The organism is Gelidibacter pelagius, from assembly GCF_017581925.1.
Lineage (GTDB): Bacteria > Bacteroidota > Bacteroidia > Flavobacteriales > Flavobacteriaceae > Gelidibacter > Gelidibacter pelagius.
Genome location: NZ_JAGEVG010000004.1, coordinates 182,144 through 198,608 on the forward strand (window position 1 = coordinate 182,144; position 16,465 = coordinate 198,608).

General features: G+C 38.3%; 12 protein-coding genes. 6 read left to right on the plus strand and 6 right to left on the minus strand.

Features of this window, described 5'->3' with window-relative positions; translation table 11 throughout:
* Positions 1–317 precede the first annotated feature (317 nt).
* A complete protein-coding gene (locus tag J4051_RS05170; protein WP_449528484.1) occupies positions 318–1,388 on the minus strand; it encodes a putative type IX sorting system protein PorV2 in 1,071 nt (356 codons plus the stop codon).
* A gap of 319 nt (positions 1,389–1,707) precedes the next feature.
* Here J4051_RS05170 and J4051_RS05175 point away from each other — a divergent pair, with 319 nt between their 5' ends.
* Positions 1,708–2,469, plus strand: a complete 762-nt coding sequence (locus J4051_RS05175; RefSeq protein ID WP_208232789.1) for a CDP-alcohol phosphatidyltransferase family protein — start codon at positions 1,708–1,710, stop codon at positions 2,467–2,469.
* Positions 2,470–2,525: 56 nt separating this feature from the next.
* A complete protein-coding gene (locus J4051_RS05180; protein WP_208232790.1) occupies positions 2,526–3,401 on the plus strand; it encodes a DUF808 domain-containing protein in 876 nt (291 codons plus the stop codon).
* Positions 3,402–3,645: 244 nt separating this feature from the next.
* Here the strand turns inward: J4051_RS05180 and lptB are convergent, their stop codons facing one another.
* The 4 genes from lptB to J4051_RS05200 all read right to left on the minus strand — a co-directional run bounded on the left by lptB (position 3,646) and on the right by J4051_RS05200 (position 6,605).
* On the minus strand, positions 3,646–4,386 hold the full coding sequence (lptB, locus tag J4051_RS05185) for an LPS export ABC transporter ATP-binding protein (RefSeq protein WP_208232791.1): 741 nt from the start codon (positions 4,384–4,386) through the stop codon (positions 3,646–3,648).
* A gap of 74 nt (positions 4,387–4,460) precedes the next feature.
* Entirely contained in the window at positions 4,461–4,811 is a 351-nt protein-coding gene (locus J4051_RS05190; RefSeq protein ID WP_208232792.1) for a carboxymuconolactone decarboxylase family protein, read from the minus strand.
* Entirely contained in the window at positions 4,804–5,640 is an 837-nt protein-coding gene (gene tatC / locus J4051_RS05195; RefSeq protein WP_208232793.1) for a twin-arginine translocase subunit TatC, read from the minus strand. The genes J4051_RS05190 and tatC overlap by 8 nt, the downstream gene beginning before the upstream one ends.
* Positions 5,640–6,605 carry a KpsF/GutQ family sugar-phosphate isomerase gene (locus J4051_RS05200; protein WP_208232794.1) on the minus strand — a complete coding sequence of 322 codons (966 nt, stop codon included), beginning with the start codon at positions 6,603–6,605 and terminating at the stop codon, positions 5,640–5,642. Before J4051_RS05200 ends, tatC begins: the two co-directional genes overlap by 1 nt.
* An 88-nt stretch (positions 6,606–6,693) precedes the next feature.
* On the opposite strand from J4051_RS05200, the gene recQ reads away from it, so the two are divergent.
* Positions 6,694–8,895: a DNA helicase RecQ gene (recQ, locus tag J4051_RS05205; RefSeq protein ID WP_208232795.1), complete on the plus strand. Its 2,202-nt coding sequence runs from the start codon at positions 6,694–6,696 to the stop codon at positions 8,893–8,895.
* Positions 8,896–9,139: 244 nt separating this feature from the next.
* Here recQ and J4051_RS05210 read toward each other — a convergent pair whose 3' ends face one another.
* Complete coding sequence (locus J4051_RS05210; RefSeq protein ID WP_208232796.1) at positions 9,140–9,601, minus strand: hypothetical protein; 462 nt, start codon at positions 9,599–9,601, stop codon at positions 9,140–9,142.
* Positions 9,602–9,939: 338 nt separating this feature from the next.
* Between J4051_RS05210 and J4051_RS05215 the strand changes: the two genes are divergently transcribed.
* The 3 genes from J4051_RS05215 (at position 9,940) to J4051_RS05225 (ending at position 16,322) form a co-directional block, all read left to right on the plus strand.
* Positions 9,940–10,941 (plus strand): lipoate--protein ligase, encoded by a 1,002-nt coding sequence (locus J4051_RS05215; RefSeq protein ID WP_208232797.1) that lies wholly within the window; start codon positions 9,940–9,942, stop codon positions 10,939–10,941.
* A gap of 521 nt (positions 10,942–11,462) precedes the next feature.
* Complete coding sequence (locus J4051_RS05220) at positions 11,463–14,483, plus strand: tetratricopeptide repeat protein (RefSeq protein ID WP_208232798.1); 3,021 nt, start codon at positions 11,463–11,465, stop codon at positions 14,481–14,483.
* A gap of 102 nt (positions 14,484–14,585) precedes the next feature.
* Positions 14,586–16,322, plus strand: coding sequence for a porin family protein (locus J4051_RS05225; protein ID WP_208232799.1), 1,737 nt, complete (start codon positions 14,586–14,588; stop codon positions 16,320–16,322).
* Positions 16,323–16,465: the final 143 nt, after the last annotated feature.

The window sequence follows — 16,465 nt, forward strand, 5'->3', positions numbered from 1 at the left end:
GTCTGACCACTAAAGTCTCTCGGAGAGTTTCTTTAGGATAACTGTCATTATATCTGTTTAGAAAAAAACACAAAATTATGCTAATTCCGTCGAGCTTTAAATTTTAAAATCCACAATTTAAATGCTTTAAGTTTTTTAGGTTTGGTTCTTGATTCTTATAGCGCAGCGGTCTTGACTCTTATATCGGACGCTATTGATTGATGATTAACGATTTAAGATTGCTGATTGTTGATCGTGTTCAGTCATTGAGAATAGATGATCGAAGGTTGATAGTTATGGCTAAACCTCAAAACGAGAAACAAGAAACGACTCCCGGATTACCTAAAAACACTGAAATCCAATTTTAAAGAAAATACGTTGGAATATAAGGCGGCACTTTGGTCGCCAATATCAGTAAATGCATAATCTATTTGGATGCCACGATATTTAAAACCGACGCCAAAATTAGGTTGAAAGGTCAAGTTTTCTGAATTGTCAAGTTGGAGTTCATTTTGGAAATTGCCGACGCCAGCTCTTAAAAACACCAAGTCAGTATAACCAAATTCGAATCCTAGGGAAGGCGTAATACTTGCAAAGGAAGTAGAGAGGACATCATTGTTTTGCTCAAATCGTACATTGAGATCCAAAGCAGTTACCAGAGAATAGTCATAATGGAAAATGAACTTTTTGGACATGCCCAATTGAAGTTTTGGGATGGTCAATTCAGTCGATTCCGGAACTTCCTGATTTTGACCGGCCACAGCATCTTGAATGTCCGCCAGTTTATCTTTATCAAAAGTCCACGCGTTAAAAGTAGTCGTAATATCCCGAGCCATCAATCCGAATTTCCAATTGTTTTGCGATTCGAATTGGATGCCCAAATCGAGACCAAATCCCCAAGACGAGGCAAAATCACCAATAATCCTGCGGATGACTTTCGCATTAACACCATAACTAAACCCATCCAAAGGAATTTTTCTGGCATAAGAAAACGTCAAACCATAATCGGCAGCTGAGAAGAGACTGATTCTGTCGTAATTAATATTGCCTTGAGCATCAATCAATTGTGTCGTGTCCAGAATATCATCGACACCGAATCGGATCAACGAAATTCCCACAGCGCTTCTATCATCAAGAGACATGGCAAAGGCTGCGTAATTGTAATTGGCTATGTTGGCAAAATAACTGGAGTGCATTAAGGCGATTTGACTGTCTTCAAGCATGACCAGTCCCGCTGGGTTCCAATAGCCTGAGTTCACGTCGGAAGATTGCGATACAACGGCATTGCTCATTCCTAAGGCAGCGGCGTCAACTCCAATATTCATAAACTCATTGGAGTATTTACGCGTAGTTTGACCATAGGCAAGTATGGACAAGAGGAAGAACGCAACAACTATATTCGTTTTCAATCGCAAAATTTTTACAAAGATGCACAAAAAGTTGAACTAATTTCGCTTTTTTGGCGGGATCTCAAGTTTAAAACTTCGACAATTAAGGGCGAATTTGCCTAAGTATAACTTCTTTTAGTTAAACTATAAATCTCTGTAGATATTGTGTTTATCAACGATTTGACGAATGGATGTTGTATTAATTTCCACCGGTGGGTTTTAATGCCCCGAGGTTCTTGATTCCAATGGCGCCAGAAAATTTCGGCATTTAAGTTTTCAATATTCGCTTATGAGCATATTCTTATAAAAATAGTTTGTTATTTTTACACAAACTTATACCATGGCCATAAAGAAACATCTTCCCAATATCATTACACTACTCAATTTGTTTTCCGGTAGCATTGCAGTTGTATTAGCCGTGCAAAACTATTTTGTGGCGGCAGCTTTATTCATGTTTTTAGGAATATTTTTTGACTTCTTTGATGGTCTAGTCGCCAGGAAATTGGATGTACAGAGCGCGTTGGGACTTCAATTGGATTCTTTGGCAGATATGGTCACCAGTGGTTTGGTGCCAGGGATTGTTATGTTCAAATTACTGAATTGGGCCATAGGTCATCCAGTTGCAGAAAATGCCGATACACTTTGGGACTCCTCAAATATATTTGAAGGTCTACATCATTATTCACCATTGGCCTTCATTGGCTTTTTTATCACACTGGCTTCTGCATATCGGTTGGCAACATTTAATCTTGATGAGGAGCAACAGGCCTCCTTTAAGGGATTGCCAACGCCTGCAAATGCGCTGATGATTATTTCATTGCCGTTGATCATGGAGTTTCAAAACAGTGATACCATAAATACGATCATCTTGAATCCGTGGTTTTTGGTTGCAGTAACTGTTTTAAGCTGCTATTTACTGAATTCAGGCATAAATTTGTTCGCATTGAAATTCAAAGATTGGAGTTTTAAAACGAATGCGGTGCGTTATGTTTTCATCATTATGAGCATCATATTTATCGTTCTTTTCAAGTTTTTGGCGATTCCATTGATTATTGTTTTTTATGTTTTGTTATCTCTGTTTTCAAAATCGCTAACAACATAGACCATCATTATTATTTAAATTAACGGCGTATCGTCGTAACTAATTCTTTCAAACTAATGGGATCAGGTTTTTTTGCACTTTTAGATGATATTGGCGCCCTAATGGATGATGTGGCTTCCATGGCTAAGATTTCAACTAGAAAAACCGCTGGTATTTTAGGCGATGATTTGGCAGTAAATGCCGAAAAGGCATCTGGATTTGTTGCTTCGCGAGAAATCCCGGTGCTATGGGCCATTACGAAAGGTTCTTTTATCAATAAACTTATCATTTTACCGGTGGCCTTTTTATTAAGTGCTTTTTTTCCAGTTGCCGTGACAGTGGTGTTGGTGTTGGGCGGAATTTATTTGGCATACGAAGGTGCTGAGAAGGCTTATGAATATTTAGTGCCTCATCATCATTCTCCAGCCATTGAAGATAAAGGTGGCATGAGCCCAACCGAGATTGTGGAACTTGAAAAATCCAAGATTAAATCCGCCATCGTCACCGATTTTATTTTATCCGTAGAAATCGTCATTATTGCCTTGGGTACTGTTATGGGTCTCCCTCTTCTTAATCAGATTTTGGTGGTCTCCATTGTGGCGCTTATTGCAACCGTGGGTGTGTATGGGATTGTCGCACTTATTGTCAGAATGGACGACTTTGGGTACAGTCTGATTAATTTCAATGACAAGGATAAAAGTATTTCCGATTTTTTTGGTCATCTTCTGGTCAATGCCTTACCTTGGGTTATCAAAAGTTTAGGTGTTATTGGTACGATTGCCCTATTGCTTGTGGCCGGTGGAATTTTTGTACATAATCTGGACTTCTTTCATCATTTTTTAGAAACTTGGCCTTCTCTTCTTCGAGAATTTATTGTGGGTGTCATTTTTGGATTTGTAGCCTTATTAATTTTTAATGGGATAAAAATGTTGGTTGGCATGTTGAAGAAGTGATTTTTGTAGCAGGAAGGACTTCAACAGTTTTTCTTCTGCTGAAGTTTGCTGAGTCTAAAAGATTAAGTTTTTTAATTTATATTTACAAGTTGTGTTGATAGGGGGAATTCTTGGTGGGAAACACCAACAATAACGTAGTTAGTCTATGAGGTAAAAGAAGTTGATTCAGAGATTATCGTGTATTCAGTCTTCAACACGCATCAGGATCCAAATAAGAAAATCAAATAAAAAAGAGCTTCAAGCTCTAAAAAAGTATCTTCTTCTTGCGCAATTCAAAATTCTGGCCTAAATATACTTTTCGCACCATTTCATCCGCAGCCAATTCTTCTGGAATTCCGGCTTTTAAGATATTGCCTTCAAACATTAAATAGGTTCTGTCCGTAATAGCCAGCGTTTCCTGTACGTTGTGATCAGTGATTAAAATCCCAATATTTTTTTTGGTCAGTTGGGCTACAATCCGTTGAATGTCTTCCACGGCCACTGGATCCACTCCTGCAAAAGGCTCATCCAATAAAATGAAATTAGGATTTGTAGCTAAGGCACGCGCAATTTCAGTTCGGCGGCGTTCACCACCAGATAATAAGTCGCCTCTGCTTTTACGAATATGTCCCAGTCCAAATTCGTCAATTAAGGATTCCATTTTATCAAGTTGCTCTTTTTTAGAGAGTTTTGTCATTTGCAATACGCTTAAAATATTGTCTTCAATGCTCAACTTTCGAAAAACGGATGCTTCTTGTGCCAAATAACCAATCCCATGTTGGGCACGTTTGTACATTGGATATTTGGTGATTTCTTTATTGTCCAAAAAGATTTTGCCGCCATTGGGCTTGATTAAGCCAACAATCATATAAAAAGAGGTGGTTTTGCCAGCACCATTTGGGCCGAGCAAGCCCACAATCTCACCCTGATTGACTTCTAAAGAAACATCCTTGACCACTTGACGTCCACCGTAGGACTTCATTAAATTTGTTGCGCTTAACTTCATAGCTTCATTTGTAAGGCTAAAAATAGTAAAATCATAGAGGACACCTAATAATCCAATTCCTTTTTATAAAAAGTTTAACCTTGAGCTTCTAAAGCTTCCCAAAATTCGTAAGCCCTACGAAGATGCGGAATCACAATGGTGCCGCCCACCAACGTGGCTATGCCGAGTGCTTCGTTGATTTCAGCTTTGGTAAGTCCTTGTTTGTAGCTTGTTTCCAAGTGGTATTTAATGCAATCATCACATCGCAATACTGTAGAAGCCACCAAACCCAAGAGTTCTTTGGTTTTGACGTCCAATGCACCTTCTGCATAGGCATTGGTGTCGAGATTAAAAATCCGCTTGATGATCTTGTTATTGCCATCGCCTAAAATTTTATCGTTCATTTTGGTGCGATAGTCATTAAACTCATTTACAATATCAGACATGTTTCTTGTTTTTACGTTTTTCTTGTCGCTTTTGGTTTCTCACCACGATGGCGGAAATATAGATACTTACTTGATACAATACTAAAATAGGAATGGCGACAATCACCTGACTTGCCACATCTGGAGGTGTGATGACTGCAGAAATAATCAGAACGCCCACCAAAGCGTATTTTCTATATTTTTTAAGAATCTGTGGGGTAACGAGGCCAACCTTGGTCAGAAAATAGATAATGATTGGCAATTCAAATACAAATCCTGCCGCAATAGAGGAGGATCTCACTAAGCTGATATAGGAACTGATATCAAATTGGTTTGTAATTTCACTACTTACAGAATAGGTGCCTAAAAAGTTGATGGATAACGGGGTAATGACATAATAGCCAAACAATACACCCATAAAGAACAATAAAGATGATACGACAATAAAGCCACGGGAGTTTTTGCGTTCATTTTCCAAAAGTCCAGGGCTAATAAAGCTCCAGAGCTGATAGATGATATAAGGGAATGCAATGATGAACCCAGCAAAAATAGAGGTCCAGATATCGGCGGAAAATTGGCCACCCATCGTTCTACTTTGAATGGTAAACGGAAATGCATCCGCACAAAATGTAGAATCGATATTTAAAAACGTTGATAGTTTACACAGATATTTATACGTAGGGAAATCCATGCTTTTCGGACCGAAAATAATGACATCGAAAATCCATCGTGAAAAAATGAATGCAACTGATCCTGCAATAACAATGCTTAAAGTAATCCGGATGAGGTGCCAGCGTAAGTCTTCGAGATGGTCTAAAAAGGACATCTCATTGGAAGTTGTTTTTGTCATTAGATAATTCCTTCTTTGATAAGATCATGTAGATGCACTACACCAGCATACTTGCCTTCATTTTCTACCAAAAGTTGTGAGATTCCATTAGTTTCCATTTGCTCCAATGCATCGACGGCCATCGCATTTTCATCTATTGTTTTGGGGTTGGAACTCATGATGTCTTTTGCGGTCAAGTGAATAAAGGCGTCGCTCTTGGTGAGCATTCGTCTTAAATCGCCATCAGTAATGATGCCGATGATTTTTTCGTCTTCCACAACAGCTGTCACACCCAGCATTTTTTCGGAAATTTCAACAATGACCTGTTTCACATTGGTATCTATACCTACTTGAGGTTTTTGATTAACGGAGGATAGATCGTTCACTCGTAAATACAAACGCTTACCCAAGGCACCACCGGGATGGTATTTGGCAAAATCCTTACTTGAAAATCCTCTTAATTCCACCAGGCAAATAGCAAGGGCATCACCCATAACCAATTGCGCAGTGGTACTGGTTGTGGGGGCTAAGTTATTTGGGCAGGCTTCCTGCTCAACGTGAGTATTTAAAACATAGTCCGCTTGTTGCCCCAAATAGGATGTTATGTTTCCAGTGATGGCAATCATTTTGTTCTTGGCGCTTTTCAATAAAGGGATTAAAACCTTTATTTCTGGCGTATTCCCGCTTTTAGATATACAAATCACCACATCATCTTGCAAAACAAGTCCTAAATCGCCATGAATGGCATCTGCAGCATGCATAAAAACAGCTGGTGTACCTGTGGAGTTTAATGTGGCTACGATTTTATTGGCAATAATGGCACTTTTTCCTATGCCTGTGATAATGACCCTTCCTTTTGAGTTGTAAATAAGTTCTACGGCATCAGCAAAGTCGTCAGTCAATAAATTGGCAAGATTGGAGATAGCAGAACTCTCTAAGTCAATGGTCTTTTTTGCAGTGTTTAGGATCGAATTTTTAATATTCAAAATTTATTGATTTTTGGGTTTGATGCATCTAAAGAATTTTAGTATCTTTAATCCAATGCAAATGTATATAAAATACTAATAGGGATTAATGAGTAAAGAAGAAATTGACTTACATGCAGCACTAAAAAAATACTTTGGATTTTCTAAATTCAAGGGTCTTCAGGAAAGCGTTATTAAGAGTTTGGTTAAAGGAGACGATACTTTTGTTATTATGCCAACAGGAGGTGGAAAGTCGTTGTGCTATCAATTACCTGCATTGATAAAAGAAGGCACCGCAATTATAGTATCACCTTTAATTGCACTAATGAAAAATCAGGTGGACGCTATTAGAGCTGTATCACAACATGAGGGCGTTGCCCATGTGTTGAATTCATCATTGAACAAAACTGAAATTAAACAGGTTAAAGAGGACATAAAAAGCGGGATTACAAAACTGCTTTATGTTGCTCCAGAATCATTGACCAAAGAAGAGAATGTTGAATTTTTAAGGTCCGTGACCATTTCGTTTATGGCTGTTGATGAGGCGCATTGTATTAGTGAGTGGGGACATGATTTCAGGCCAGAATATAGAAATCTTAGACATATAATAAAGCGTATTGGAGATAATATTCCCATCATTGGGTTGACTGCTACTGCTACGCCTAAGGTTCAGGAAGACATTCTTAAAAGTTTGGACATTACCGGAGCCAATACATTTAAAGCGTCTTTTAATAGGCCAAACCTTTATTATGAAGTCCGACCAAAAACAAAGAATGTAGATTCTGATATTATCAGATTTGTGAAACAGAATGATGGAAAGTCGGGAATTATCTATTGTTTGAGTCGCAAACGTGTTGAAGAACTGGCTCAGGTGTTACAAGTCAACGGGATTAAGGCGGTGCCTTATCACGCCGGATTGGATGCAAAAACCAGAGTGAGACATCAGGATATGTTTTTGATGGAAGATGTGGATGTGGTGGTTGCTACTATTGCGTTTGGAATGGGCATCGATAAACCCGACGTTCGTTTTGTAATCCATCATGATATTCCTAAAAGTATAGAAAGTTATTATCAAGAAACAGGTCGTGCGGGACGTGACGGTGGAGAAGGTCATTGTTTGGCCTTTTATGCCTACAAAGATATTGAGAAACTGGAGAAATTTATGGCGGGTAAACCTGTTGCCGAACAGGAGATTGGACACGCTTTACTTCAGGAAGTGGTTGCTTTTGCCGAAAGTTCATTGTCGAGGAGGAAATTTATTCTCCATTATTTCGGGGAAGAGTTTGACAACGAAACGGGTGATGGTGGTGATATGGACGATAATGTTCGCTATCCTAAAAAGCAATTTGAAGCACAGGACGATGTTGTCATTTTGTTGGAGACCGTAGATCAGACCAACGATAAATATAAATCGAAGGATTTGGTACACGTCATTACCGGGAAATCGAATGCATTGATTGCATCCCATAGAACTGATACGATGCCATTTTTTGGTGTTGGAAAAGATAAGGATAAGCGCTATTGGATGGCATTGATCCGTCAGGTATTGGTGGCAGGACTATTGAAAAAGGATATTGAAACTTATGGTGTTCTGCGCTTGATGGATAGTGGGAGAGAATTCTTAAAATCGCCTACGTCATTCATGATGTCGGAAGATCATGTGTTTGACGAGACTACGGATGAGGGGATCATTACAGCTTCAAAAGGTGAAGGTGCTGTGGCTGATGAACAACTGATGGCCATGTTGAAAGATTTAAGAAAACGAAATGCCAAAAGAATAGGGGTACCTCCGTTTGTTATTTTTCAGGATCCTTCTTTGGAAGATATGGCTCTGAAATATCCGATTACCTTAGAGGAGTTGAGTAATGTTCATGGGGTAGGAGATGGGAAAGCAAAAAAATACGGTAAGGATTTTATTGCCCTTATTGCAGAATATGTTGAGGAAAATGATATCATCAGACCAGACGACTTGGTGGTCAAGAGTACGGGTAGCAATTCGGCTTTAAAACTCTATATTATACAGAATGTCGACCGTAAATTACCTTTGGATGATATTGCGTCAGCTAAAGGGATGAATATGAAGGATTTTATTAAAGAATTGGAAGCTATAGTCTATTCTGGGACTAAATTGAACATTAGTTATTGGATTGATGATATTTTGGACGAAGAGCAGCAAGAAGAAATCCATGATTATTTTATGGAATCAAAAACCGATAAAATTGATGTGGCGATAGATGAATTTGATGGCGATTACGACGATGAGGAATTACGATTATACCGAATTAAATTTATTAGTGAAGTGGCGAATTGAGATATCAGTGGGTAGTTGGCAGTCAGCAGTAGGCAGGCTCAGTTATTTGTTGAAAAGTGGGTAGAAGGTAGCTGTCGGAAGGCGGTTGTCAGTTTTCGGTTGTCAGTTTTAAGTGATAATTTGGATGGTTCTAAGTCTCATTTTCAGTTTGCTGTCATCACAAAAATACCGGACAAGGAAGCTTTTATTCTCTTTTCTCTATGGGAAACTCCATAAAATTCTGTGTCTCGCTCCGAAATAACTTTTATTCTTCCTCCTCTTTCGTATTTTCTATAATATCGAAAACTATTTTTTCTTTTTTAGCTGAAAGTTCAAGAGACTGAATTTTCGATCTACTGATTTTTGGGAGGTCTTCTTCATCAATTTCAAAATCAATGGCCGTAATATTTCGGTTAGGAACGGCAGAGGACTCAGAATTCAATTCGAGCATATCCGATTTTAGTTCCAATTTAAAACCCTCTCCATTTATAATCAGTTTTGCGCCTTTAAACGTTTTAATCTTAAAAGTGCCAATAATGATGGTTTTAAAATAATGGTAACCAGCTAATTCGCTCATTCCAGCGTACATGACGTTGGTATTTGACATCGCAAAAGGCGCACCTTCAACATCATTAATAATAGCTTCAGTATAGGTGTTGTCATGTTGTTCTTCAACAGATTTATTAGTGCCAAAAGCAGCCTTTAACTTGGTAATCGAAAATTTCATGGAATTCAATTTTTTGTAAAACTAAGCTTATCGCAAGGAAATTCCAAGTTCCGAGTTCCGAGTTTCCCACCTCCGCTTCGCTTCCCGCATATACAAAAGTTTCGGGCAAGCAGGTTTCGCGTTTCCACTATCAATTTCATTTTCATTTTCAACTTCAACCTCCTTCCTGCCCTTTGTATGTGCCGAATGCTAATTCCTCATGCCTAATCCCTAACCTGCCCGCCAGAACGGACTTATTTGGGTAGGAAAAAGTACGTTCGGGCAGGTCCTAAATCCCTAATCCCTCATCCCATTTCCTGCCAACAATTAATTATCTTTGTGCAAAACAAACCACTACCATGATTTTTATAGAAAATGAAGGCAATACCAATCCGAAGCTAAACTTGGCCTTGGAGGAATATGCACTGCGAAATTTTAGTGCTGAGAACGATTATCTGCTGTTTTATATCAATGAACCTTCCATCATTATAGGCCGTAATCAAAATACATTGGAGGAGATCAACCACAATTATGTTGAGGAAAACAACATTCATATTGTAAGACGAATTTCTGGTGGGGGCGCGGTATATCATGATTTTGGCAATCTCAACTTTAGTTTCATTACCAATCACGATGTCAAAAGTTTGAGTAATTTCAAAAAGTTCACGGCTCCAGTCATTAAGGTTTTGAACGGTTTGGGATTGAATGCCGAATTGAAAGGTCGGAATGACATTGAGGTGGATGACAAAAAGATCTCCGGAACAGCTCAGTTTTCTACGGGCAAGCGGATGGTCAGTCACGGGACTTTATTGTATAATACAGATTTAGGTGAAGTTGCCAATGCACTGAACGTAAAAATGAGTAAAATTCAATCCAAAGGCCATAAATCGGTGCGAAGTCGCGTCGCTAACATCACAGAATTTTTAAATGACCCATTGAAAATTGAGGATTTTCGACAGTTATTACTCGAGGGCCTCTACGATCAAAGTGAAGCTTTTGAAAGCTACCATCTCACGGCTGACGAATGGAAAGCAGTTCACCAATTAAAGGAAGAAAAGTATGATACCTGGGATTGGAACTATGGCCGTTCTCCAAAATTCAACATTCAACGCAGCAAACGTTTTGCTATTGGAGAAATTGATCTCCGAATATTCGTTGAGAAAGGACATATTACAGAATTTAAGGTTTTTGGAGATTTCTTTGGAAAAGAGCCTGTAGAAAATCTTGAAAAACTACTTAGTGGCGCTCGTTATGACCAAGCAGATATTATAGAATTACTGAAAGAGATCGAGATAAATGAGTACTTTGGAGATATTTCAAAAGACGATTTTATCGCATTGATCTATGGGGAGGATGAGTGATTTTTTGGCAGTCGGCAGTCGGCAGTCGGCAGTTTGCAGTTGGAAGTTAATGGGGCAGTTTATCGGTCGGAAGCTTTTTTGCGCTACGCTTATAAAACTCTTTTCGGCAGATGATTTTGAATAAGTCGCATAGTGTTTCTATAAATGTTTGAGCCAAGAACCTGCCCGTACGTTCAGGCGGGTGCACGAATAATTGTTTTTTTTTATATTTTACCAGCTATTTCACGAAGTAGTCTTTCAATCTACCAATATAAAACAATGGATTTTCAAACATAGGAGTGGTGTGATAGTTTTTATCTCCTGACATCTTTTGTCTATTGACTAAATATTCCAATTTCCGACTGACTACTAATTACTACTTACTGCTGACTGAAGAATGCTGACTGAAGACTAAATACTACCCACTACCCACTAAAAACCGTCAACTTCTCTTTTAATAACTTCGTGTATAATTAAAAAAAAAATCCTTCGTTATAGCTTTAAGATTCAAGTATCTTTGATCGTCAAAAAAAACAAATTTAATGCTTAATAAAAAACTCTCACTTTTAGTAGGTTTCCTATTACTTATAGGACATACTTACGCGCAACAATCGGCAACTTATACCAATGAACTTGTTGATTATCAAAAAGCACTTACGTTATATAACAACAAACAATATCAAGCAGCACAAAGTATGTTTGATAAGGTGAAAGATGCGACCGATAATGAACAGTTGATTGCTGATTGCACCTACTACTACGCAAATTGTGCAGTGCGGCTCAACCAGATTAACGCCGATGCGCTTATTGAGGACTTTGTTGAAAAACATCCAACCAGTACCAAACGGAATTCTGCGTTTATGGATGTAGCCGACTATTACTTTGATAGCGGAAGATACGCCCATGCCAGAAAATGGTATGAAAAAGTTGACGAAGGTAGTATTGGTGCTGCTGAACGGGATCGATTCTCGTTCAATTACGGCTACAGCCTGTATTCAACAAAGGACCAGGCGGAAGCACAAAAATATTTTAATCGTGTCGTGAATTCGAAGGAATATGGCTCACAAGCCAAATATTATATCGGATTTATGGCTTACGAAGGTGACGATTATGATCGGGCCAATGAATATTTTGAACAAGTCAGCGATAATGAAAAATATCAAGAGAAACTTTCATACTACCAAGCGGATTTGAACTTTAAGCTCGGCAAATTTGAAGAGGCAATAAAGCTTGCCGAAGCACAAATGAAAAAGAGCAATCCGAGTGAAAAGTCGGAATTGTCTAAAATCATTGGCGAAAGTTATTTCAACCTCCAAAAATATAAGGAAGCCATTCCATATTTGACCGCATATAACGGTAAAAGAGGAAAATGGAGCAATACCGATTATTACCAATTGGGTTACGCCTATTACAAGCAAAATGATTTTGAGAAAGCCATTTCTGAATTCAATAAAATAATTGGGGGGAATGATAGTGTCGCACAAAATGCATACTACCATTTAGGTGAAAGCTATGTCAATTTGGACAAAAAACAAGAAGCATTGAATGCGTTTAGAAATGCTTCTCAAATGGATTATGATCTTAAAATCCAAGAAGATGCTTGGTTGAACTATGCAAAGTTGAGTTATGAAATAGGAAATCCATACCAATCGGTGCCGCAGGTGCTGACCAGTTATTTGGAGAAATATCCACAAACTGCAAGCAAAGCTGAAATTGAAACCTTATTGATTGACTCTTATATCACCTCAAAAAATTATAAGGAAGCCTTAAGATTGTTGGAAGGTAAAAACAGCTTTGAAAATAAAGTCGCTTATCAAAAGGTTGCTTTTTACAGAGGAATTGAAGTGTATAATGAAGGCGATTATAGATCAGCAAAAAACCTGTTTGAAAAATCCTTAAAGGAACCACGTGACGCAAAATTTACCGCAAGAGCCACGTTTTGGAAAGCAGAATCTGATTATAATATTGGGAATTATGATGAGGCCTTAATCGGTTTTAGACAGTTTAAACAACAAAATGAAGCTGCTACAACACCAGAGATGACCAACATCGATTATAATTTGGGCTATACCTATTTCAAACAGAAAAATTATTCAAAATCGACCGAACATTTCAAAACATTTGTCAACCAAAGTAAGGATGATAAATTGCGATTGAATGACGCTTATTTGAGATTGGCAGATGGTTATTTTGTATCGTCTGATTATAAGGATGCGATTGGCGCTTATGATAAAGCCATCGCCCTTAAACAAATTGAACCTGATTATGCCGATTTTCAAAAAGCGATGAGTTATGGCTATATCGGACAGGATAATACAAAGATCCAGGAACTGAACAGTTTTATAAACAGATACAGCAAATCGTCTTTAAGAGATGATGCGATGTATGAATTGGCAAATTCTTATGTGAAAGCCAATCAGAATGATAAAGCGATTGCCATGTATGACCGATTGAATTCGGAGTACAAGAATTCTGTGTTCATTTCGAGATCAATTTTGAGACAAGGTCTTATTTATTACAATGCTGGTCAAAACGAACAAGCTTTGAACAAATTTAAAAACGTTGCCAGAAATTATCCAAGTAGTGAAGAAGCCGTTCAAGCAGTATCCACATCCCGATTGATTTATATTGATACGGGAAGGGTTGACGAATATGCGGCCTGGGTGAAAACTTTGGATTTTGTTGAAGTGACCGATGCTGATTTGGACAATACCACTTACTTGGCGGCAGAAAAACAATATTTGGAAAACAAGACTGATAATGCCATCAAACAATTTAATGGGTACCTAAATCAATTTCCTAATGGGATGCATGCTTTAAAATCGCACTTTTATTTAGGGGAATTATATACTAAAAAATCCTTGCCAGAAACTGCACAACCACATTATGAGTTTGTAGTTAACAGACCTAAAAGTGAATATACGGAGCAAGCCATCGTCAAACTATCAGAGATTTATTTGAACGGTTCACAATGGAACAAAGCCATTCCGCTGTTAAAGCAATTGGAAATAGAAGCCAATTATCCACAGAACATCATTTATGCACAGTCTAACCTGATGAATGCCTACTACCAACAGGAGAAATACAAGGACGCAGAAAGTTATGCTGAAAAGGTGTTATCAGGATCCAAATTAGATAATAAGGTTAAAAGTGACGCACAGATCATTATTGCGCGTTCTGCCATTAAAACGGGGAATGAATCTAAAGCGAAATCAGCATACGCCACAGTTGAAAAAATAGCCACAGGCGCTTTGGCTGCTGAAGCTTTGTATTACAACGCCTACTTTAAAAACAAGGAAGGTGATTACGAAGCTTCTAATGCAACCACTCAGAAATTGGCTAAAGATTACGGAAGTTACAAATACTTCAGTGCAAAAGGTCTGGTGCTTATGGCCAAGAATTTTTATGCACTTAAAGATGCGTTCCAAGCCACTTATATTTTGGAGAGTGTAATTACAAACTTCCCCGAATTTAAAGATGTGGTTCAGGAAGCACAAGCGCAACTCAGTAACATTAAAGCACAAGAAGCAAAAACAAATTCATCAATCACAACAGAAAACTAAATTCCTGTCAAGGCAACGTTTTCTGGAATATTTCTCGATTATGAATGTCAGTAACGGTTGGAATTTGGAATTTTATTTTTGGAAATTAACACGAAATAAACAATGCTAAAACAAATCAAATATATTTCCCTCATCGCAGTTCTGATAAGCACTGCATCTTTTGCACAAGAACGCACAAAAGACACTTTGGATTCTGAAGTGGTCAATGTTGTCAAACCTTATACGCCAACGGTTGCAGATGCCTTTAAAATAAAGGAAACTCCAGTGCTGGACGATGATGTCAATACCACGAAAAAAGAGATTAAATACAATATTTTTTCAATTCCCGTGGCGTCAACATTTACTCCGGCAAAAGGAAAAGCGGCCACGGTCAACAGGCCTAAAGCGGTTAAATTATATGATAATTATGCCACCTTGGGTGTCGGCACCTACACCACGGTTTTGGGCGAAGTGTATTTAAATCATGAGTTGGGTAGAGGAGAGAATGTAGGTGGCTATTTTACGCACCATTCCTCGAGTGGTGGTATTGATGGCGTACTTTTGGACGATGATTTTATTGACACCAAGCTGAATGTGAATTACAGTCAACGCCTTAGAGATCTGTCTTGGACTATAGAAGCTGGCGGTTTATTTCAAAAATACAATTGGTATGGCTTGCCGCAGCCTTATTTTGATGCTACAACGGCTGACACGCTAAATGTAAGTCACACATTTTATGGTGGAAATGTTGGGGCTAAAGTGAAGTTTCATGATTATCTAATTAATGATGCCAGTGCACGCTACAGAAGATTTGGCGACAACCAAGGTTCGGGTGAAAACCGCTTTGTGGTAAAAGCAACTGCAGATATCCCATTTCAGGATGAATTGATTTCTACCGAAGTTACTATCGATTATATCAACGGATCTTTTGATAGAAATTTTTATACGGACAATAAAATAAACTACGGCAACGTAAGTTTCGGAATTGCACCAAGTTATCAATTGACCCAAGATGATTTAACACTGAATTTAGGTGTGAATCTGGTATATAAGAATAATACGGGCGATTTCGGAGCGAGTAAATTGCATATTTATCCTAATATTACGGCAACTTTCAGAGTGGTGGACGAGTTGATGATTGCTTTTGGCGGTCTTGAAGGTGGACTCCAACAACATTCATATTATGATTTTGCCCAAGAGAATCCATTTGTATCACCTACACTTTATATCAGTCCCACCGATCAAAAATACAATTTGTCAGCCGGCTTAAAAGGGAAATTGTCCAATAGCATAAGCTATAGCGTGAGCGGCCGTTATATGAATGAGTTTAATAAAGCCTTGTACACTTCAAACCCTGTTTTTATCGAAGCTACTGAGGATTATCAATATGGAAACTCCTTCGGAATAGTCCATGATGATGTCAAAACGTTTTCCTTTGGTGGTGAATTAAATGTCGATGTCAACCGAAATTTTAAATTGGGTGCCAAAGCCGAATATTTCTCCTATAGTTCCAGTAGCGAAGCAGAGGCATGGAATCTTCCAGATCTTAAAGCATCGTTATTTATGGATTACCAAATTGACGAAAACTGGTTTGCTGGAGCAGGCTTGTTCTATGTAGGCGAACGCAAGGATCAGTTTTTGCAGTATAGTTACATTCAAGACATAACGCCTATACAGGCAACCGTAACTTTGGATAGTTATTTTGATGCCAATGCTCACGTAGGCTATCGTTTTGATGACCAATTATCATTTTATGTAAAGGCCAATAATATTGCAGATAAGAGATATCAACGCTGGATCAATACGCCAGTTCAAGGGATTCAGTTTTTAGCTGGAGCTACTTATCAATTTGATTTCTAAAAATCCCTACGGAGTCAAATTCCTGCGGAGGCAGGAATCTCATGATGAGAAGTGAAAATTAGTTTATTCGACTACCACCAGAGCTTTAAAGCACCCAAATTTTGGGTGCTTTTTTATATAGTATGGATTCAGGTAGAAATCAT